Source organism: Acinetobacter sp. 24-47-47 (assembly GCF_057737035.1).
This window is the reverse complement of the sequence record NZ_CM173216.1, coordinates 1856420-1878605: the sequence shown is the minus strand read 5'-3', so window position 1 is coordinate 1878605 and position 22186 is coordinate 1856420. Positions and strand designations below refer to the sequence as shown.

Here is a 22186-nt window from a genome sequence, read left to right as displayed (position 1 = left end):
ATGGATAATAAAAAATGCGTAACACTCAACGCGGTGCATCGTATACAGCGATTTTATTAGGGGTAATTGTTGCGGCATTTGGACTTAAAGTGCTCGTAGCATTGTGGCAGCCTTATTGGGATGACCGACTAATCAATCAATTGATTGAAGAACAAGTTGCAATCAGCTCAAAGGCGACAACACCACAACAGTTTGCTTCAACAATGGGGCAGAAATTTAGCATGAACAATATCCGTGACATTGAGTTCAAAGATATTGCGACTGTCAAATCTAAACAAGGTTTACAAGTGACAAAGAAATATGAAGTAAGAAAGCCATTCTTATTTAATATTGATTTAGTCCTCACATTCGAGAAAAGTTTTGATCAAAGGTCAGTTCAAAGTAAGTGATTCTCGCTTACTGAGTCGCATCGGTTATCAGTTTAAGAAAATTGAATTACTTCAACTTGCATTGACACACCGATCGGTTAGCCATAAACATAACTATGAACGCCTAGAGTTTCTAGGCGATTCATTGTTAGGTATGATTATTGCCAATTACCTTTATCATGCTTATCCACATGAAAACGAAGGTCGTCTGACGCGTATGCGAGCTACTTTGGTTCGACAAGAAGCGTTAGGCAAAATTGCAACAGATTTGAAACTTAGTCAGAGTTTAATACTCAGTACTGGTGAATTAAAATCTGGTGGTCATCATAGAGAGTCGATACTCGCTGACACAGTCGAAGCGATTATTGGTGCAATCTATACTGATAGCCAAGATTTAAAGTTGTTAGAATCAATTGTGTTGAAATGGTATGAACCTTATTTAGATCATATTGAACCAACAGATCAATTGAAAGATCCTAAGTCCCGTTTACAAGAGTATCTTCAAGCTCGTAAAAAACCTCTCCCAGTGTATGAGGTTGTTGATATTCAGGGTGATGCACCAAACCAACATTTTAAAGTGGAATGTATGGTTGAAGGCTTGCCAAAATGTATGGGTGAGGGTTCAAGTCGTCGTTTTGCTGAGCAAGCAGTAGCGGCGGAAATTTTAAAATTTTTGGAGCAAAAGTCTTCATGACTACTCATTCCGATCACATCGATGCTGATCACGAGTCGCAAGACAGCGGCAATGATTTAATCAATCAATTTTTTAGTTCTCAAGGTACTACAATTCCCTCAGACTACAAAAGTGGCTTTGTAGCAATTGTAGGTCGTCCGAATGTAGGTAAATCTACATTAATGAACCATATTTTGGGTCAGAAGCTTTCGATTACGTCTCGTAAGCCTCAAACAACTCGACACAAGATTGTGGGCATTGATACGCGTGAGAAATCTCAGGCAGTATTTGTTGACACCCCTGGAATGCATAAGAAAGAAGTCCGTGCTATCAATAAAATGATGAATCGTGCAGCTCATTCAGCCTTGCGTGATGTAAATCTTGTACTGTTTGTTGTAGACGCTGACAAATGGACTCAAAATGATGAATTAGTCCTTGAGAAGCTCAAAAATGCCGAAATGCCTGTCATCTTGGTCATTAATAAATTGGATACATTTGAGAATAAAAATCAGGCATTACCATTAATTCAAGAGCGTACTAAATTAATGAATTTTGCTGAGATCGTTCCAGTATCGGCATTGCGTGGCGCTAACCTTGATCATCTTCGTGATACGATCGAAAAATACTTACCGTTTCAACCACCATTGTATGCACTAGATCAACTCACAGATCGTTCTGAGCGCTTCTTAGCTTCTGAAATTATTCGTGAAAAAATCATGCGTCAACTGGGTGAAGAGCTTCCATATGATTTAACGGTTCAAATTGAATCGTTTAAAACAGAAGAAGCGACTTTAAATGAGAAAACTGGTCGTATGAAGCCTGCTTGTACCTATATTGATGCTACGATTTTTGTTGATCGCCCTGGGCAAAAAGCCATTGTCATCGGTGAAAAAGGATCAAAGTTGAAAAAAATTGGTATGGATGCACGTGCTGATATGGAAAAAATGTTCGAAGAAAAGATCATGCTCACCCTTTGGGTTAAAGTCAAAGGCGGTTGGTCTGATGATGAGCGTGCATTAAAAAGCCTAGGATATAGTGATATCTAAGGATTAAACGGTTATAGGAGCTGATGATGATGATGAAGATGGTTGCGATAATTGTATGTGCTTTGGTTTTACAAGGTTGCATTCATAAAGTTGTCACAGTTCCTGTAAAAGTTGCGTATAAAACCACCAAAGGAGTCGTCAAAGGTACTGCAGCAGTAGTTGGGGCTGTTATTCCCGATGGTGATGACGATGATGAAAAAGAACTAAAAAAAGATAAATAATAAGATTAGTCGATGCGAAATGAACTTTTGCATGGATACTTAATCCATCATCGAAAGTATCGAGAGCGGAGTCATGTTGTCCATTTATTCACTGAAGAGTATGGACGAGTTGACGGCATACTAAGACAACCTCCACCACCGCAATATCAGCCTATCGCACTCCAAGCGACAGGTAAGTCTGAATTAAAAAATTTCACAAAATTAGAAATTGTTAATCATCCTATTTTTTTTCATGGAGATGCATTCTTTTCAGGATTTTATTTAAATGAAATCTTATTGAGATTATGTCCATTAGAAGAGGCAATGCCAGATACTTTTGCACAGTACCACAAGACATTAGAAAGTTTACAAAAATTAGCTCAACATTCAAATCCTAACGAATTCTTGAAGCAAATTCTTCGTCAATTTGAATACGTACTTCTAGAAGAGCTTGGTTATGCGATTGATTACTCGATAGATGCACACCAAAATGAAATTTTAACTTCACAAAAATATCAATTTCAATTAAACGAAGGCTTCATACCAGTTCAGTATTCAAGTGCCGCTACACTGACAGGTGAGCAAATTCGCAGCATGATAAATTATGAAAATGGTACAGATTTCAACGCTGAACAGTTACAATTGTTGAATAAATTATATCGTCAAATGATTACTTCATTATTGGGTGATCGCCCACTAAAAAGTCGTCAATTGTGGATTCAAAACGCTCAATCAAAATCAAATTAGGAAAATGTTATGGCTGCATTGCTTGGTGTGAACATTGATCATGTTGCAACTCTAAGACAGGCTCGAGGCACACGCTACCCGGATCCAGTACAGGCAGCACTAATTTGTGAAGAGGCAGGGGCTGAAGGCATTACATTACATTTACGTGAGGATCGTCGTCATATTCATGATGATGATGTCCGTCGCATGCGCCCTGTACTTAAAACACGCATGAACCTTGAAATGGCAGTGACAGATGAGATGGTGGCATTTGCTAAAGAAATAAAGCCGCATCACGTGTGTTTTGTGCCTGAAAAGCGTCAAGAAGTCACGACCGAAGGTGGCTTAGATGTTGTTGGTAATTTTGAGGCTGTTAAGTCTGCTACACAGGAATTAGCAGCGATTGGATGTGATGTATCGTTATTTATCGATGCTGATATTGAACAAATTGATGCTGCAATTGCCTGTGGTGCGCCAACTATTGAGATTCATACAGGTGCTTATGCAGATGCTGAAACAGAAGAAGCACAGCAGGTAGAGTTACAACGTATTATCCGTGGAACAGAATACGCTGCTGCTAAAGGTTTGGTCGTAAATGCTGGGCATGGACTTAATCTTGACAATGTTGCTCCTATTGCAGCAATTCCTCAAATACACGAATTGAATATTGGACATTCTCTGATTGCCGATGCTGTTTTCAAAGGACTTACGCAAGCAGTTCAAGATATGAAAGCAGCAATCAAAGCTGCACGATAAGATTGATGAGTACTATGTCAAATATTGATTATGATGAATTAATGAAGCCTGTCATAAGCTTCCTTGGTTGCGAAACTCCACAAGCTTGGTTAGATGAGGCTGTAAATAATCTTGATATTTTGATGCAAGATCATGCGAACTGTGAAAAGAAAGCAGCCAGTACAGCCATGAATCTCATGTTTAGATACAGCTTTTTTGTAGATTTACAAGTTAAGCTCGCTCAATTAGTGCGTGAGGAAATGCTGCATTATGAGCAGGTTTTAGAGTTTATGAACAAGCGCGGGCAGCAATGGGTCGGTTTAAGTGCTGGGCGTTATGCGGGTGGCTTACGCAAAGAAATTCGGACGTATGAACCAGAAGCGCTAATTGATGTTTTAATTATTGGTGCGTTTGTGGAAGCACGCTCATGTGAACGTTTTTATGCATTAGCGCCTAGAGTCGATGAGGAATTAGGGCGCTATTATCGCTACTTACTAAAATCTGAATCACGCCATTATGAGGATTATTTGGCTCTAGCTCTGGATGTGGCTAAAACTGCGAAATTGAAAGATCCTGAGGAGGATATTCAAAGTCGTATAGAGCACATTCGTGAAGTTGAAAAGCAACTCATCTTAACACCTGATGAAACCTTCCGTTTTCACAGTGGAGTTCCAGCAAAAGCAGCTTAAAATATGGTTGAGAAAATCCTCCCAAGTGGGGGATTTTTTTGACATAAAAAAAAGCCCAAGTCTTAAATGCTTGGGCTTTTTAGTATTTGGCTCTCCAACCTGGGCTCGAACCAGGGACCTGCGGATTAACAGTCCGTCGCTCTACCGACTGAGCTATTGGAGAATCTGAATGCGATTATAAGGGGATTTAAGATTGGGTCAAGTGTAAATTGCCATACAATTGTCACTTTTGAGCCGCATGTTGTTTATTTGCTCAAATAAAATGTTTTTTTTAAATTTACTTGCCAATTTAGAATGAGCTTGTTAGATTTATTTAACAACAGAGCGCTTGAAACAGAGTTTTAAGCAGTGTGGATTTATACCAACTTGCCAGCACTAAATGGCTAAAATAGGAGAAAGCGAATGAATACGCTTACCATTTCTCAGATCTTTTCTAATCTTGAATTCTATAAACAAAATTACCTGTCTATCTTGAATTCGCCTAGTTCTTATTTCATTGAAGTAGAGGGTGCGGTAATTGATGTATTTCCTTTTAAAAAACATCATCTGGTTTTGGGTGAGTTATTACAGCTGTGGTTTTCTGAAAAATGGTCTGTTGATCAAGATCAATCATTCACGCTTGAACAATATTTGGCAGCAAATGACTTAACACCTAACGTAAATAAAGTCTATATCTACTCCATAAAAGGGAATGCCATTCTTGGCACGAATAAATCGCTTGCTTGGTTAAATGAATCGAATGCGGTGAGTGAGATTTTATTAAAGTCACCACTTAAATATTATGTTGAATGCCTAAGTTGTTCTCGTCCTTCAAAGCATTTGTTTAATAAACAGCTTGCAGTTTAGGCAAATTTTCACAAGTCAAATCTGAAATTGTTGAGTGAATTGATTTTTTTTTAATATAGTCCAAGTTAGCCTGTGTCATTTTATCTTCTTTAGTAGGGTGAATTGGTGTTTCTAGAACTTATTTTTCATTAATTAAATCCCATATTATGGTTACTTAGATCAGTTCCAACTTCTATATGATGGTGCAAAGCATATCTATAAATGGGATTTTTCAGTGATAAATATGATCTTTCAGAATGAGCTATCGATACTATGAATAGTGTTTAAATTTCAATATTCTATTTGGATCACTGATGGATCATGTTTGGATAGCTTTAAAAAAACCTCCGACGTTTATCCAATCCTAAAAGCACACTTTTTTCGCTTCAGTGAGAGAGCGTATTAACCAAAAGGTTTTATGTTGCGTATTGGGTTATGTAGGTGCATGAAGGGGTTTAGATTTAATAAAAAAAACCCGCGTAAATCGCGGGTTTTTTGATCTGATTAATTTATCAGATTATTTTTCAGCTGCGATAGAAGCAATTGCTGCATCTACGCCTTCGATTGAGTCAGCTGCTTTTTTGATACGTGCAAGCGCATCAACCAATACTTCATCTGCTGTTGCATATGAAATACGCATATAACCGCCTAAACCGAATGCATCACCAGGAACAACCGCAACACCAGTTTCTTCCAATAACCATGCAGAGAATTCTGTGCAAGATTTTAAACCTTTTGCACGGATCAATGGACGAATGTTTGCATAAGCATAGAATGCACCGTCAGCAGGTAAGCATGTAATGCCTTTGATATCATTCAAGCCATTAACAACCAAATCATGACGGCGTTTGAAAGCTTCAATCATTGGTTTAAGTACATCTTGAGGACCATTCAATGCAGCTTCTGCCGCAACTTGCGAAATTGAAGTTGGGTTAGAAGTAGATTGTGATTGAATTTTCTTCATTGCGCCGATTAATTTAGCAGGACCTGCTGCATAGCCGATACGCCAACCTGTCATTGCATATGCTTTAGATACACCGTTGAGAACGATTACGCGATCGTAAAGATCTGGTGCAACTGTAGCAATGTTATAAAACTCGTCGTCCCAACGAATTGGTTCGTACATATCATCAGAAGCAACATATACTTCAGGATATTTACGAAGAACTTCAGCTAATGCTTCTAATTCTTCTTTGGTATAAATCATACCTGTTGGGTTAGATGGGCTGTTTAAAACAACTAGGCGAGTTTTATCAGTAATTGCAGCTTCTAATTGAGCTGGTGTGATTTTGAAACGTTGTTCTTCACCACATTTAACAATAACTGGCACACCTTCTGCGATGATCACCATATCTGGATAGCTTACCCAGAATGGAGCAGGGATGATTACTTCATCGCCTTTATTTAACAATGCAAGCGCAAGGTTAAAGAATGATTGCTTACCGCCACAAGAAACGAGAATCTGGTTAGCAGCATAATCAAGGTTATTATCACGTTTTAATTTAGCGATAATTGCTTTTTTAAGACCTGGCGTACCGTCAACTGCGGTGTATTTAGTGAAACCGTTGTTAATCGCTGCAATTGCTGCATCTTTGATGTGTTGTGGTGTATCGAAATCCGGTTCACCTGCACCTAAGCCAATAACGTTTTTACCAGCAGCTTTAAGTTCTGCAGCTTTATTGGTCACAGCAAGCGTTGGGGACGGTTTGATGGCATTGACACGATCAGAGAGACGTACGTCCACGGCAGTATTCCTTCTTATAGGGATTAAAAAATAAAAAGCACACTATCTTAGCTTAAATTGAATGTTTTAGTCGTCCAATATCTAGGCAAATTAGCAAAAAATCACGAAATTCACCGAATTTTAATGCAATGATACATATCCACATTAAACAACGTGGGTCGCATAAAAAAACAAATTTCCGTACAATAGCGTTAGATTGAAATGAGTAGTCTCAAATGAGTTCGGAAAATTCTCCCAAAAAGAAGCCTGTAGTGAATCTTCCATTTCCTATCAAGCAAGTGAATGACGCAAAGCAAGCTGATGAAGAAATCGAAGTTCTACGTCCAAAGCCTCAGCGCTATGCTGATCGCACATGGATGCCGCCACGTGGTACACGTCGCTCGATGGGTAAAAGATAAAAAATAGGTGCTTTAAGCACCTATTTTTTTGCAGGGAAGAATTACACGTAACTTAAGTTTTGATCTAGAGTCAGTAAGTTGAATGTAGAACCGTCTTTAAATACGATTGATTCAACTTGATGTGCTTCACCTTTAGCCCAATCTTTAATAGTGATTTGATCAGCAGAATCTTTAAGTTTGATGATACGATCATTCCCAGAGTCTTGAACGAGTAAATCATCAATTGAGATACCAGCACCAAATTGAATGGTATCTTGACCACCTTTTTCATAGATTGTATCTATTCCAAAGCCTTGATCAAAATAGTATGTCTCGTTACCAAGATCGCCATACAATTTGTCGTTACCAATACCACCATTTAAGATGTTAATTAGACCCCCGTTTGCGATTAAGGTGTCATCTCCAGCGAGGCCTTTTAGTTCGTTATTTACGAATTTGCTACCTGTGATAATGTTGTCAGATTGGTTACCCGTACCACTTTGTTGAATTTCTGATCCAGCAATCAAAAGTTCTTTGATTGGATTGATCAGCGTAAGGTTTTCAATATTTTCGGTTAATTGATACTGATCTGCAGAACTAATGACAGTGTCTGTACCTTCATAGTTGTGTTCAAGTACGAAGTCATATTTTGATTGTACATAATAGGTATCGTCACCACGACCACCTACGAGGACATTGATGCCTTCACCACCTTTTAGAATGTCATTGCCCCAACCACCAAAGAGCAAGTCATCACCTTTACCACCTACAAGCGTATCGTTGCCGACACCGCCTTTAATGATGTCATTACCATCTTTACCGTTTAAGGTACGTCCGAAAACTGAGTAAGTGGTAATAATGTTGGTGTTAGGGTTAAATAAGTTTGTCGCTACTGCTACAGAACCAGCTAAATCACCTGCATATGCGTAAGCAAGTTGAGTCAATGTATTTACAAGTTGATCACGTGAAGAGAAGCCATCATCAAATATTTCACCTTTGATGAATTGTCCAACGAAGTTTAAGCCCTCAGTCACGATTTGATTCACAACATCAAAGATACTCGCACCAGCTTTTAAGTTCGCTTTAACCACATCACCTAATAGCTCTAAATACCAAGTAAACGGACGGCTATCACCACCGTTCAATTGTGAAGTATCCACACCTAAATAGTGATCAAGAATACTTAATGGTGTGATACCTGTCCAATCACCTAGCTCGCCACCCAAGTTTTCAAGAGCTTGAGTTGCATCCATAAGTACCAATCCAAACTTACCATCAGAGCTTGGTAAATATCCTGCTGGAACAACAGTCTCGCCATCAGCATTTTTAACGCCATTCAAGAAATTGTCAGCTAAAGTTTTGATCAATACATTTGATGCTTGCCAGAATTGTTCATCCGTAATATAGATGCCTTTATCTGCGAGTGATTTACCTGTTCCTAAGCGAACATATTGATAAAGGAAGCTCTGAGGATCAGCTATTGCAACAGCTTCAGCAACTTTTAACCAGTTTTTAGTACCCTGATCAACTGCGTCATTTGATGCTAAATCTTCTTTGATCACGGTATAAATAGGGCGCCAGAAATTTTTACCTTGTAAAGAACCAGTTGAGATAAACTTGTTATATAGTTCTTGAACTTGTTTAAATGCAGATTCACTTACGCGGTAACTGAATTGATTGTCAATTTTGTAGAATTTAGGACGACCGTCATCTGATGGATTAGATTGATCTGGTTGTTTTGGTTGCCCCCATTCTCGATCAAAATGTGAGTCTGAAGGTGGAAGAGTGGCACCAATATCCTTACCAATATTTACGATAATGTCTGAAATTTGATCAATGATTGCATCACCGGCTTTATGAATTTCTTCGAAACCAGGAATGAATTTATCACCAACTTTAACCAATGGCGCAACGCTATCTAATAAATCATTCACGATGCCATCTTTGCCGATAATCAAATTACCAACCAGCTCACTTGGAATTTTTAAAATTGAATCAAGGCTAAGTTCGCCATCTTTCCATTCATTTTTGTGGTGTGTATCTTTTGCTTCTACATTTGAGCCGAGGGCCTCACCAGCACCACTGAGTAAATTCGATGCTGCATCGATAATGCGGTCACCTAACTCATGAACAACTTCAAATGGTTTACCAAGTAGAGCATTACCTGCTAGGCCAATAGGCGAAGCCACATCTAAAACTGTATTGACTAAATTTGCTGTCGTGACTAAACCATTACCTAGTAACTGAGCTGGAATAGAAAGTACTGAGCTAAATTTGAAATCAGGAACATAATCGAAAATAGGTTCAAGTGCATTTTCAACTTGATTTGCAACTGTATTCACAATTGATTTTAGGTTTTCAGTAGCTGATGGAAGCTCTTGAGACCATTCATTATCATAATGAGTATCTTTAGGTTCAATTGTCCCGCCAATCGCTGAGCCAATGTCATGAGCCACATCAGAGACAGCATCAATAATCGTATCACCTGCTTTATGAACAACATCAAAACCAGGGATAAGCGCATTTCCTGCAATAGCAATCGGTGCAGCAGCATCAAGAATATCATTGGCAATATTGGTTGCACCGATAATGGTGTTTCCAATTAAATCCCCAGGAAGGCTTAAAATGTTATCTAAGCTGAGTTCTTTGTCTTCCCACTCATTTTTATGATGAGTGTCATTCGGTTCGATGGTTGCACCAAGTGCTTTACCCACTGAATTCACTGCATCTGAAGCTGCATCAATAATTTTATCACCAAGTTCGTGCACTGCTTCGAAAGGTTTGCCAAGTAAAGCATTACCTGCTAAACCAATAGGAGATACTACATCAAGAACAGTATTCACAGCATTGGTGGCAGCGATTAGACCATTACCAACGAGTTGAGCTGGAATTGAGAGAACTGAACTTAATTTAAAGTTAGGTAAGTAATCGAATGATTTATAATTGAACAAAGCCATTGTTATAGTCTCTTATAAAAATAAAGTGTTTTTAATCATTGTTCGTGATTAAAGTGTGATGAGAATCACATTTTATTAATTTAAAATCAATTGCTTTTGTTAGACAAGATCATGAATTTTTTGTCATAATTTAATGAAAAATATAGTAAAGCTTATATGAGAACTAAATAAGATTGATTTTTTTAAAAAAAAACACCAGTGCAATGACTAGTGTTTCAAGGGCAAATAAAATGTATGATCTAAAAATATAAATACTGTAAATTATTGATTTTTATTGGATAAATATTTGTAGTATTGTCTCTTGTGATCATACATGGATTGGTCTGCACGCTTTAACATATCCTCAATTGTTTCATTCTCAAGGCTTGTAGCAAATCCCATTGATGCACTGATGATATGGTTAGAATAATATTGATTATCGATATTCAATAATTCTTGAATGGTCAAAATCGTCGACTGAACGGTAGTTTCATTTGCACCTTGCATCAGGATAACAAATTCATCACCTCCAATTCGAGAGGCTGTATAACTGGTATTGTGAATCGTTCTACTTAAGATATTACCCATTCTGCGTAAAATCTCATCACCTACATCATGACCAAATTGATCATTAATCGGTTTAAGGCCATTCATATCTAGAAAAATTGCAGAAACTGGGCGAATAAGTGCGCGTTCCAATCGATGGATTTCTTCAGTGTAGAACGAGCGATTTTTGAGTTTTGTTAAAACGTCGTGTTTACCTAAATATTCTAAATAGCTCTCAGCTTTTTTTCGCGCTGTAATGTCCGTTAGGGCAAGTTGTACAAGTCCCCAATCTTCTTCATAACCTGGAAACACAGTGAATTGAAGTAAAACATAGCGAATTGAACCATCCAAAGCATAATTGATCGCTTCACGACTATGATGAATTTTCCCATTCCATAGTTCGATCAATTGTTCCTTAAAAGTTTGATGCATTTCTTTCGAGAAAACTTTTTTTAGATTTTGAAATAAATCTGATTTCGTCGATGCCTTGAACAAATCCAATGTTGCTTGGTTGACGTCAAGTAATACAATGTCTTCAATGCATTGTTGTACGAAATCTTGATGCACATCTAAAAAAGTTCTGAAATCATCAATACCAATTGATTTAAGATGATCGAGTCTTAATTTAATGCGACTAAAGTCTTCAACCCATAATGATGTGGGTGAATAACTAAATCTTGCTTCAGCTAATCGACGATTTTTTTCTTCTAAACGCCGAGCTTGCATATAACCACTAATATCTTCTGTAGTAAGCAAAATACGGTCTAAACTTTGTTCTGAACCAGGTAAAACGACAGCTCGCAGTTTTATGTCTAAGGGTTGACCACTCAAGGTGAAATTAGTGGTTGTACTTGTAAACTCTAATTCACCCTTCCAAAGTGCAACTAATTCCGCTACATGTGCATCAAACATTTGATGTTGGAAAATGGTGCTTAAATTTTGGGTGAGATGTTTAAGGCTTTGTGCTTCAAAAAGATCGAGTGTTTTTTGATTTACTTTAACAATCTTAATTTGATGTGCGCATAAAGTCACAAGATCTGGATTTTGCTGCAGATGTAAAGCTAAATCAGTAACCCCATCACTACGCCATTGGTTAAAGATGGTTTGAATGGCACTAAAATCTTCCAACCACATTGGGATAGGAGATAAATCAAAAATTGATGAATCAAGTATCTCCATAACTATCCTTGAACTTTTCTTTTAAAACAATAAATTGTGGATAATATAGCACTAAATTATTTTGATATAAAATTCAAATTTTTTATTATTTACGTGATTTAAGACACTTTTTTAAGCTAAGCTAACGTTGAGCTAAATCCTAAGCTCAATTCGTTAGATTTTTATTTTGATAAAAATGATGCTTGTTAATATACATGCATTTATCTGCACGGCGTAACATATCTTCTAAGGTTTCGCCTTTAAGTCTTGTGGCATGTCCGAGTGAAACGCTGATAGAAAGATGAGGGTGATCTAGATTATGTTGATGTATTTGAGTTTCAAGATCATGAACAAGGATTTTAACTTGCTCAACATCGGCATGAGGCATCAACAATACAAATTCATCGCCACCTATTCTAGAAATTGAAAAATCTTTTTTGTGAGTGACAAATTGAAGAATTTCGGCAAAGTTTTTTAGATACTGATCACCGACATCATGTCCGAACTGATCATTGATGATTTTTAAACCGTTCATGTCAATGTAAATACAAGACACTGGATAGAGATCAAGTTGCTCAATCCGTTCAATTTCTTCATTAAAATAAGTTCTGTTATGTAAATCCGTTAAAATGTCATGTTGACCCAAATAATGTAAGTGATTTTCTAATTTTTTTCGCTCAGTGATATCTGTAAGGGCGACTTGTATCACCGCCCAATCATCTAAATTATGTGGAAAAATATTTAATTGTTCTAAAACGAAGATTTGTTCTCCATTCGCGTTGTAGAAACTACTTTCTCGCTGTTGATATTCTTCATGATTCCACAATTGTAGTAACTGGCTTTTAAAATTTTCCAAACGTTTAATATCAAATAAATCATGAGAATGATGTAAAAATTGAGATTTATCTTTCACAGCAAAAAGTTTGAGCGCCGCTTCATTGACATCAATGAAATTTATTTGCTCAAAGCATTCCACAACAAATTCTGGATGTTGATGAATGTGTTGGTCTAAATTCTCAATGTTTTGCAAACGGAGCAGCTCAAATCTTTTTTTAATTTGGCTAAAATCCATGATCCATAGTGCTGTTGGATTATAAGTAAATAAAGATTCGGCAAAATGACGTGCTTTTTGATATTGGGAAATATCTTCGGTGGTCATGAGTAGGCATTTCCAATTATCCTCATAACCTTTTAATTTCATACCGCGTAATTGAACATCTAAACGCTTTCCATTGGTCGTATAATTGATCACTGGAATATGATGTTCAGTATTCTTCCAAAGTGATACAAAAAATTGGATTTGGAAAGTGCTGACTTCAGGATGAAGGAACTTCTGAAAACTTTCTAAAATTTCTTCTAAGTTTTTTGCTTCATACAGTTTAAGCGTACTTTGGTTAACACGTAAGGTATGAATCGTACTCAAGCAAAGGTGGAGACGACTGTGATCCTCCATTAAATATGCTTCAATATCTTCAATACCTTCAGCAGTCCATTGTTCGAAAATTTGTTTAACACCGCTGAAGTCTTGTAGCCACATCGCAATTGGAGATAAATCAAAGATGGTCAGATCTAAATGATCCATAGATGCGAGCCTTGGTGTTTAAAATTCATTCATTTATACAATATAAGTGAATGAATTTTATAAAATCAACATCTTATTAAACTGATTTTTTTGCTCGATGCTCAGGTTTTGGCGCAGAAATTGACTTAAGCCCTTGCCAAACATCAACAAAATCTTGTTCATTAATTTGGTAGAGTTCAAGTAAAGCCAATACCACACCACCCAACATGAATGCACGATCGGACTTCGGTTCATATTGGAAGGTTTGATCTTTTAGATGATAGAGGATATCTTCGATTTCAAATATGCGTTCACGTCCATTACTATCCACGGGGAACATCGGCGTTTCAATCAAAATATTGGCTAGTTTCTTTTCAGATTCATTTAAATTAAGTTGCTCAAATGCCGTTTCTAAAGAATCCGCGAACAGTAGTTCGGAAGAAAAAATGGCATGTAATAAAGGTTGGTTTAATTTAGGAAAGGTTCGTTCAACGAAAGGTTTAAACGAAATCGGGAAAATCACATTTTTTGATATACCTTTGAACATGGGGGCTATTTCAGCAACTTTGTAACCTGCTACACCACAACCAACGGCTGTAATAAAATACTTAATCTTGGGGTGGTTTTTTGTATAGATCTTAAAATCATTGATGTAGTGTTCAATCTGGGATAGAGGCATTTGTTGCAAATGCTCATTCATGGTGGGTATTGCATAGCTCTGTCCAGCCCATCCGCGGCCAGCACCTTTAATCGCACCGAAATGTTGAAGTGCAATTTTTGCAGCACCACCTGCATGAGTGCCTGCTAAATTACTACCAAATACAAATACTGTATCTTCCTTTAAACTGTTGATAATCGTTTCATCGTGATATTGGTAAGTCATAGTTTTTTACATCAACATGCAATTTAAGTTCATGGTGCAATTGATTGCTGTAAGGGTCAAGTAAAATTGATTGAATTTATGGTTTTCACCCTCATCATCAGATGAGTAAATCATAAAGATTTGAGCAAGCAAGCCATGCATTACCAGTGTTATTGCATATTTTCATCATCCGTATAGCGAGAATTATCGAGTGAGTGACAGTCATCCATTTGAATTAGTAACTAATTACGAGCCTGCAGGAGATCAACCTCAAGCGATTGAGAAACTTGTTAAAGGAGTACAACAAGGTTTTAAGGATCAATTGCTACTAGGGGTAACAGGCTCTGGTAAGACCTATACGATGGCGAATGTGATTATGCAATTACAACGTCCTACTATAGTAATGGCACATAACAAAACCCTTGCGGCTCAACTCTATGGAGAATTTAAAGCATTTTTTCCACATAATGCTGTTGAGTATTTTGTAAGTTATTACGATTACTATCAGCCAGAAGCATACGTACCGTCATCTGATACTTTTATTGAAAAGGATTCTGCTATCAATGATCACATCGATCAGATGCGGTTGTCTGCAACGCGTGCTTTGCTTGAGCGTAAGGATGCTATTATCGTTGCTTCGGTATCCGCCATTTATGGTTTAGGTGATCCTAATGCATATATGAATATGCTCCTACATATTGTGACAGGTGATCGAGTCAGCCGTGATGAGTTGATTCGTCGATTGGTAGAAATGCAATATACGCGTAATGAACTCGAATTTTTACGAGGTACTTATCGAATTCGTGGAGAAATTCTTGATATTTTCCCCGCAGAGTCAGAACAAAATGCAGTGCGGATTGAGCTATTTGATGATGAAGTGGATTCGATCCGCTGGTTTGATCCCTTGACTGGAAAAATGATTCGTAAAGTCCCACGAATTACGATTTATCCAAAAAGTCACTATGTGACGCCTAAAGATAACTTGCAGCGTGCCATCGAAACGATTCGTGAAGAACTCAAAGAGCGCTTGGCATATTTCAGAGCTGAAGATAAATTGCTTGAAGCTCAACGTATTGAACAGCGTACTCGATATGACCTTGAGATGATGCAACAGCTTGGTTATACCAATGGTATTGAGAATTACTCGAGACATTTATCAGGTCGACCAGCTGGAGAGGCCCCGCCAACGCTTTTCGACTACCTGCCTGAGGATGCATTACTTATTATTGATGAATCGCATGTTACGGTTCCTCAAATTGGTGCGATGTATAAAGGCGATCGTTCACGTAAAGAAAATCTAGTGAATTATGGTTTCCGCTTGCCAAGTGCATTGGATAATCGACCAATGAAGTTTGAAGAGTGGGAACGTATTATTCCTACTACAATTTATGTCAGTGCGACGCCTGCCAATTATGAATTAGAAAAATCAGAACAAATTGCTGAGCAGGTGGTGCGTCCAACAGGGTTGATTGACCCCGTCATTGAAATTCGTCCAGTATTGACTCAGGTGGACGATGTTCTTTCGGAGATTAATCAACGTAAAGACAAAAATGAACGTGTCTTGGTCACAACGTTAACCAAACGCATGGCTGAAGATTTGACGTCATATTTAAAAGAGTACGGGATCAAAGTGGCTTATCTGCACTCTGATATCGATACTGTTGAACGTGTGAAGATTATTCATGAATTACGAACAGGTGTCTACGATGCTTTGATTGGAATTAACTTACTCCGTGAAGGTTTAGACATGCCTGAGGTATCTTTAGTTGCAATATTAGATGCCGATAAAGAAGGCTTTTTACGCTCAGAACGTTCACTTATCCAAACCATTGGTCGTGCTGCTCGAAATGTTGAAGGAAAGGCTATTTTATATGCGGATCGGATTACGGATTCAATGCAAAAAGCGATTGATGAAACGGAGCGTCGCCGTACCAAACAAATTAATTTTAACTTAGAACATGGCATCACTCCGCGTTCAGCAGTCCGCCAAGTCATCAAAGAAATTGATACTGGTGAAGTGTATGATGATGAGTCAATTGATGAGAGTGTATCGGGACAAGCACGTGCATTAAGTGCGGATGAGCGCCATATAGTTTCCGATCCAAAACTATTGGCAAAACATTTGGCTAAATTAGAGAAAGAAATGCTCAAAGCTTCGAAAGAGCTTCAGTTTGAGCAAGCAGCGCGTTTCCGTGATGAGATCGTGCGTTTAAAAGCACAGTTAATTCAGTGATTTAATTTACAAAAAACACTGTAAAATCATCACATAACGTAACATTAAGCCGAAAAATAACCGTTATTGTTGAAGAGTAAATGAATACTCACAAACAAATTCAATAAATAGGGGTTATTTAGATGATCAAGAGTCTCCCATCTGCTGGTTTCAATGTTAGCAAGATTGTATTGGGTGGTGCCTTATTGGTTGGTTTAGGGGCAGCAACGATGGTTTATGCTCAGGACAAGCCACTCAATACTGTTGAAAAAGTTGAACTCGATAAATACTTAGGTGTTTGGTATGAAGTAGCACGTAAGCCACTTTATTTCCAAAACAAGTGTGATCGTGATGTAACTGCGACATATACATTAAATGAAAATGGTAATGTGACTGTTGATAACCGTTGTTTTACCGCTGACGGTAAAGTTACCCAGTCAGTGGGTGAGGCATTTGTACAAAATCAGCCATTTAATACAAAATTGAAAGTCAGTTTTTTGCCGAGTGCTATTCGATGGTTACCAGTTGGTCGTGGCGACTACTGGGTGCTGAAACTGGATGAGGATTATCAAACTGTACTCGTGGGTGAGCCTAAACGTAAGTATATGTGGGTACTTTCTCGCACGCATAATCCTGATCAAGCAGTCGTGAATGAGTATCTTGATTATGCTAAATCTGTTGGTTATGACTTAAGTGATGTGATACGTACAAAGCAAACGGGTCAACAACCTGGTTCAACAAAATAATGTTGAAAATGATGAGAACCACGCTAAAGCGTGGTTTTTTTATGCATCGACATCTATTGATATGAATTATAGCTATAATATCGTTTGGTAAAATTTAGGTTCAGATATGTTAAAAGGTATAGCATTGTCAGTTATGGCATCAGTGACATTTGGGGTGCTATATTTTTATACGTATTTTCTAAGACCACTAGACAGTGAGCAGACCTTTGCTTGGCGAATGTTAGCAACATTACCTTTTTTAACGCTGTTTATGTGGTGGTCGGGTGATCTAAAATATGTTCGAGAAATTTATAATAAAATTTGCAAACAACCATCTATTTTAATTTGGCTCTTGATCAGTTCGTTTTTGTGTACAACTCAACTCTGGTTATTTTTGTGGGGACCAATCAATGGTCGGGGGCTTGAGGTTTCTTTAGGATATTTTTTGTTGCCTCTGGTGATGGTTCTCTTTGGTTGCGTTCTTTACAAAGAAAAGCTCTCAAAGTGGCAAATTGCAGCAGTGTTTTTTGCAATTCTTGGTGTCAGCCATGAAATCTGGCGCATCGGTACTGTGGCATGGGAGACCATGTATGTTGCTGTGGCTTATCCGATCTACTTTTTTTTAAGAAGAAAATTTGGAACAGATCATTTAGGTGGATTCTGGTGGGATTTATTGCTGGTGATTCCAGTTGCTATTTTTCTAGCATTTTTTTATTCAAACACATTGCCCCTGATTATTGAGTTTAAATATCTCATTTTAGCTGTACTAGGTCTAGGTTGCTTAAGTGCCTTAGGGCTTGGAAGTTACATCTTGGCGAGCAGATATCTTCCATTTGTGATTTTTGGGTTATTGAGTTATTTAGAGCCAATTTTGTTGGCAGGAGCATCAATAGCAATGGGTGAACGCGTGGAAGCAGGAGAATGGTTGACTTATATTCCAATTTGGTTTGCTGTATTGCTCCTTATTTTGGAAGGTACAATTTATCTCTATCGTCAAAGAAGAACTGAAAAGTTACTTCAATATCAACATAAGAAACTACAATCGCGTCTAGCCAAAAAAGATGAGCACTAAGTTTCATATCATTACATAAGCATGAGTTGTACATAAGAGTTTTTGACTGAATGATAAGAATAATTACTTATTCTTTAAAAATATTTGTGACATAATTAACTAAAACATAAAAATGTGGTAAATTTGTTAAATCAATAATAATTCTAATTTAACAATCATGATTCAGTACCAAACAAGAGCAGCATTATTACAGATGGAGCCTAGTCTGGATTTAAACTGGCAAAGACTCTTAGAGCGTATATTTCAACATTCAGATAGTGACGTTCGCGAAGAAATTGATCGTCAAATTCTCAAACCTAAAGATATATTTTGGAATCGTGTGAATAACACATTCGAATATAAAGTCACGACGTCGCTGGGAATTTTAAAGCATAGTTTTTCTAGTGAAAGAATGCGCTCCATTGCAGCAAAGTTATGTCAATCTATCCAATGGTTGAAGGAGATGACGGATTGCGTACAAGTGGCAGACTATTTAGAAAATGCGCTGTATCAAATTGACCTAATTGCTGTTGAGGACAATTTAAAATTACAACGCGAAAAAATGTTAATGCGTCGGGTTTTTTTGCAAGATGTTGCTAAGTTAATTCGTGAATTAAATCTTGAAACACCAGTTGGAGCTCGTCAGTTAACTTCAGCTCAGATTAAGAGCTTTATGATAGAGGTATTTATTAAGCAACAATTATTGGGGTACTGGTTTAAACCCCTTCTACCTAGAAGCTCATCGATCATGGAGCATCCTTTTTTTGCACAATGGTTGCTGAAAGAACAGTCCATTCGACACTTTGATATTGTTAAAACCTCTGAATTTCTATTCGTCATCGCACCAACCAGTCAGTTTGAACAAAATCCATTTTCGATCCGTCGTTTTTTATTTGAAGATCGAATGGAATACAACCAGCAAATTTATCTCAATGGGTTGGTTTTGGATATGCGCCGTTACAATGAAGAGGGGTATATCAAACAGTTTATGGAACACGTGCAGATGATGGTTACTATTCAGCATCAAGTCCATAAAGATGTCATTCAAATTGTGCAAGAATTTGAAGATGTTGCTGAACAGAAGATATTACCGCTTTTGACACAAAATTTAGGGATGGCTGGAAGTAATAGTGATTTTGTAGCCAAACAGCATTTACGGAAGATTGAGCAAGCATTGACTGTCGAATTGCTACAACCTCTCGTGGTGGCTTTAGAACAGCATTTATCACATATTGAAGAATATGAGCATCTGTTTAAAAGTGTGCATCGCATATTTTCAGATATTCTGGCGAATTATAAAGATTTTAAACAACAGCCTTCATTATTTTTTAATTCCTCAGTCCAATTGTTTGAATACAAGTTGTTAGCCTATTTAAAACTACTTGAAAAGCGTAAAGATGAAATATTTGTACCATTGAATATGTATGAGCGTGTAGTCATGCATGAGCGCTCCAAGAAACCGTTAAATGCATTACAAGAAGATTTAAGCCAACATATTCAAGATTACCGAGAAATGCTGTCTCATACGATGCGTTTGAAACGAGATTATGCTGAAGTTCAAGGCTCATTTTTAAAAAGAATGGTGGCTGGAGAAAAGTTAGAAAAAGAACTTCAACAAACTTCATTGGCCATGGTGAAAATCAAGAAGCAGGCTTATCTAGATATTTTAAGTGTGCCTAAAAACTATCGAAAATATAGTGTATTTATTGAATTCGAAAGTTTTTCAGCTACAAGTGAGTTTGAACGACATTATGCATTCCCTTCGGGGCAAAATGGTTTAACTAAGCTTCCAGTATTGGTCAAACTCCCAGAAAACTTAGAAGATTTTAATTTAGAAGATTTAAATATGATGTTGAGTCAGGATATTTCGGCTTCACCAGTATTTAGTTGAACAGGCTTCAACTCAGTGACGAAATTGGATTTGTAGGCTTAATGATCAGTATTTGATATCTAAATGAAATCATTTACCAAAAAAATTATATTGTAATTCAATGGCTAAAATATATTTTTTACCAAGAGAAAATTGCTTTAGTAAAAAATAAACCGAGTTTTCATTTCAACTCTGAGTTAATTCCTTTACAATTATGAGGTTTTGAAATTTATGCTTAGATTTACAATTAATTAGAGGACGTATCTGTGAGCAAAGACACTATCGTTGCCCTACATGCAGAGCACCAAGGTCGCTGGAAAAACCGTGAAGAACTCGCGGAACGTATGATTGCCCTTGTTGGTCAGTTATACCGTGAAAAAAACATCGTAGCTACAGTATACGGTCGCTCTTTAATTAACCGCTCGGTTATCCAAATTCTTAAAGCTCACCGTCGTACACGTGTTTTAGACGTTGAACTTTCTGTTGTAGATACTTTCCCAATCCTTGAAGCATTGGTTAAAGTACAAAATATCGGCACAGCTGAAATCGATTTAGGCAAACTTGCTGTAGAATTTAAAGCAAAAGGTGGCGATGTAGATGCATTCGTTGCTGACGCTGTTAAATCACTACAAGGAAATGCTGCATCTGTTGAGCATAAAGATGTTGTGCTTTATGGTTTTGGTCGTATTGGTCGTATCCTTGCACGTCTTATGATTGGTCAGTCTGGTCTTGGTCGTGGTCTAAACCTTAAAGCGATTGTTGTTCGTAAATCATCTGATGGTGATTTAGAGAAACGTGCTTCTTTACTTCGTCGTGACTCTATTCATGGTCCATTTGCAGGTACGATTTCTGTAGATGAAGAGAACGAAGCAATTATTGCGAATGGTCAATTCATCAAAGTGATCTATGCATCTAATCCATCAGAAGTGGATTACACTGCATATGGTATTGAAAATGCATTGGTGATTGACAACACTGGTAAATGGCGTGACGCTGAAGGTCTTGCTCAGCACCTTAAATGCCCAGGCGCTGCACGTGTAATTTTAACTGCACCTGGTAAAGGTGATATGAAGAACGTTGTGTTTGGTGTTAACCAAGCTGACATTCTTGACGAAGATACAATCATCTCTGCTGCAAGCTGTACTACAAACGCGATTACACCGACGTTGAAAGTACTTCATGACAAATATACAGTGATTAATGGTCACGTTGAAACAGTTCACTCATTCACGAATGACCAAAACTTGATCGACAACTACCATAAAGCTGACCGTCGTGGCCGTGCTGCAACGTTGAACATGGTGATCACTGAAACGGGTGCTGCTAAAGCAGTTGCTAAAGCACTTCCAGCGCTTAAAGGCAAATTAACTGGTAACTCTGTACGTGTTCCAACACCTAACGTGTCTTTAGCAATCCTTAATCTGACTTTAGATAAAGAAGTTGATCGTGATGAAGTGAACGAATATATTCGTCAAATTTCTATCAACTCTAATCTACAAGGTCAAATTGGTTATACAAACTCTACTGAAGTTGTATCATCTGACTTTATCGGTTCACGCACTGCAGGTGTTTTTGATGCGCAAGCAACAATTACGTCTGGTAACCGTTTAACAGCATATGTATGGTACGACAACGAAGTAGGTTATAGCTGCCAAGTTCTGCGTATTGCTGAACAAATGGGCGGCGTAAGCTATCCAAAAGTTCCTGCTGAAACAAATGCATAATTTGTAAGACATAAAAAGAGCCTCTTTCGAGGCTCTTTTTTATTTGCCTAAATTTACGTAATTAAGACTTTAGAGCAATATGGTTTCTTCAAAATAAGTGGTTTAATATTGAAAAATTGTGTATTTGTTCACATAAAATATGGATTGTGAGCAGGTGA

Annotated in this window: 19 protein-coding genes and 1 tRNA gene; 14 read left to right on the top strand and 6 right to left on the bottom strand. The window is 37.5% G+C overall.

Annotation, left to right across the window (positions count from 1 at the left end):
• The first annotated feature begins 14 nt into the window (after positions 1-14).
• From AC1M9E_RS08815 to AC1M9E_RS08785, 7 genes are read left to right on the top strand one after another with little or no spacing between them, the layout of a single operon-like run.
• Positions 15-389, top strand: coding sequence for a DUF4845 domain-containing protein (locus AC1M9E_RS08815; protein ID WP_035267180.1), 375 nt, complete (start codon positions 15-17; stop codon positions 387-389).
• The gene (gene rnc, locus AC1M9E_RS08810) at positions 361-1062 is read left to right on the top strand and encodes a ribonuclease III (protein WP_035267179.1); all 702 of its coding nucleotides are present in this window, start codon (positions 361-363) and stop codon (positions 1060-1062) included. The genes AC1M9E_RS08815 and rnc overlap by 29 nt, the downstream gene beginning before the upstream one ends.
• Positions 1059-2087, top strand: coding sequence for a GTPase Era (gene era / locus AC1M9E_RS08805; RefSeq protein WP_035267178.1), 1029 nt, complete (start codon positions 1059-1061; stop codon positions 2085-2087). The genes rnc and era overlap by 4 nt, the downstream gene beginning before the upstream one ends.
• 29 nt (positions 2088-2116) lie before the next feature.
• Positions 2117-2308, top strand: a complete 192-nt coding sequence (locus AC1M9E_RS08800; RefSeq protein ID WP_180028433.1) for an NF038104 family lipoprotein — start codon at positions 2117-2119, stop codon at positions 2306-2308.
• 12 nt (positions 2309-2320) lie between these two features.
• Positions 2321-3034: a DNA repair protein RecO gene (recO, locus tag AC1M9E_RS08795; RefSeq protein ID WP_481587792.1), complete on the top strand. Its 714-nt coding sequence runs from the start codon at positions 2321-2323 to the stop codon at positions 3032-3034.
• Between the two features lie 9 nt (positions 3035-3043).
• Positions 3044-3769: a pyridoxine 5'-phosphate synthase gene (gene pdxJ / locus AC1M9E_RS08790; protein ID WP_035267175.1), complete on the top strand. Its 726-nt coding sequence runs from the start codon at positions 3044-3046 to the stop codon at positions 3767-3769.
• A gap of 14 nt (positions 3770-3783) precedes the next feature.
• Positions 3784-4437: a MiaE family protein gene (locus AC1M9E_RS08785; RefSeq protein WP_180028430.1), complete on the top strand. Its 654-nt coding sequence runs from the start codon at positions 3784-3786 to the stop codon at positions 4435-4437.
• Positions 4438-4524: 87 nt separating this feature from the next.
• Here the strand turns inward: AC1M9E_RS08785 and AC1M9E_RS08780 are convergent.
• Positions 4525-4600 (bottom strand) — tRNA-Asn (locus AC1M9E_RS08780).
• Between the two features lie 239 nt (positions 4601-4839).
• On the opposite strand from AC1M9E_RS08780, the gene AC1M9E_RS08775 reads away from it, so the two are divergent.
• On the top strand, positions 4840-5283 hold the full coding sequence (locus AC1M9E_RS08775; protein ID WP_481587793.1) for a hypothetical protein: 444 nt from the start codon (positions 4840-4842) through the stop codon (positions 5281-5283).
• Between the two features lie 496 nt (positions 5284-5779).
• Here the strand turns inward: AC1M9E_RS08775 and AC1M9E_RS08770 are convergent, their stop codons facing one another.
• On the bottom strand, positions 5780-7006 hold the full coding sequence (locus tag AC1M9E_RS08770; protein WP_035265512.1) for a pyridoxal phosphate-dependent aminotransferase: 1227 nt from the start codon (positions 7004-7006) through the stop codon (positions 5780-5782).
• 215 nt (positions 7007-7221) lie between these two features.
• Here AC1M9E_RS08770 and AC1M9E_RS08765 point away from each other — a divergent pair, with 215 nt between their 5' ends.
• Complete coding sequence (locus tag AC1M9E_RS08765; protein ID WP_092767054.1) at positions 7222-7404, top strand: hypothetical protein; 183 nt, start codon at positions 7222-7224, stop codon at positions 7402-7404.
• A gap of 41 nt (positions 7405-7445) precedes the next feature.
• On the opposite strand, the gene AC1M9E_RS08760 is transcribed toward AC1M9E_RS08765, so the two are convergent.
• The 4 genes from AC1M9E_RS08760 to AC1M9E_RS08745 form a co-directional block, all read right to left on the bottom strand.
• The gene (locus AC1M9E_RS08760) at positions 7446-10340 is read right to left on the bottom strand and encodes a calcium-binding protein (RefSeq protein ID WP_481587794.1); all 2895 of its coding nucleotides are present in this window, start codon (positions 10338-10340) and stop codon (positions 7446-7448) included.
• 261 nt (positions 10341-10601) lie between these two features.
• Positions 10602-12044: a sensor domain-containing diguanylate cyclase gene (locus tag AC1M9E_RS08755; RefSeq protein WP_481589035.1), complete on the bottom strand. Its 1443-nt coding sequence runs from the start codon at positions 12042-12044 to the stop codon at positions 10602-10604.
• A gap of 145 nt (positions 12045-12189) precedes the next feature.
• On the bottom strand, positions 12190-13605 hold the full coding sequence (locus tag AC1M9E_RS08750) for a sensor domain-containing diguanylate cyclase (protein ID WP_092767051.1): 1416 nt from the start codon (positions 13603-13605) through the stop codon (positions 12190-12192).
• Between the two features lie 76 nt (positions 13606-13681).
• Positions 13682-14467: an A1S_2505 family phage non-structural protein gene (locus tag AC1M9E_RS08745; protein ID WP_481607640.1), complete on the bottom strand. Its 786-nt coding sequence runs from the start codon at positions 14465-14467 to the stop codon at positions 13682-13684.
• Positions 14468-14657: 190 nt separating this feature from the next.
• Here AC1M9E_RS08745 and uvrB point away from each other — a divergent pair, with 190 nt between their 5' ends.
• The 5 genes from uvrB (at position 14658) to AC1M9E_RS08720 (ending at position 22028) form a co-directional block, all read left to right on the top strand.
• Positions 14658-16679, top strand: a complete 2022-nt coding sequence (gene uvrB, locus AC1M9E_RS08740; RefSeq protein WP_488224693.1) for an excinuclease ABC subunit UvrB — start codon at positions 14658-14660, stop codon at positions 16677-16679.
• A gap of 122 nt (positions 16680-16801) precedes the next feature.
• The gene (locus AC1M9E_RS08735) at positions 16802-17404 is read left to right on the top strand and encodes a lipocalin family protein (RefSeq protein ID WP_035265500.1); all 603 of its coding nucleotides are present in this window, start codon (positions 16802-16804) and stop codon (positions 17402-17404) included.
• Between the two features lie 106 nt (positions 17405-17510).
• Positions 17511-18455: an EamA family transporter RarD gene (rarD, locus tag AC1M9E_RS08730; protein WP_481607639.1), complete on the top strand. Its 945-nt coding sequence runs from the start codon at positions 17511-17513 to the stop codon at positions 18453-18455.
• Between the two features lie 157 nt (positions 18456-18612).
• A complete protein-coding gene (locus tag AC1M9E_RS08725; protein ID WP_481607638.1) occupies positions 18613-20325 on the top strand; it encodes a hypothetical protein in 1713 nt (570 codons plus the stop codon).
• 245 nt (positions 20326-20570) lie between these two features.
• A complete protein-coding gene (locus tag AC1M9E_RS08720; protein WP_481607637.1) occupies positions 20571-22028 on the top strand; it encodes a glyceraldehyde-3-phosphate dehydrogenase in 1458 nt (485 codons plus the stop codon).
• The last annotated feature ends 158 nt before the right edge of the window (positions 22029-22186 follow it).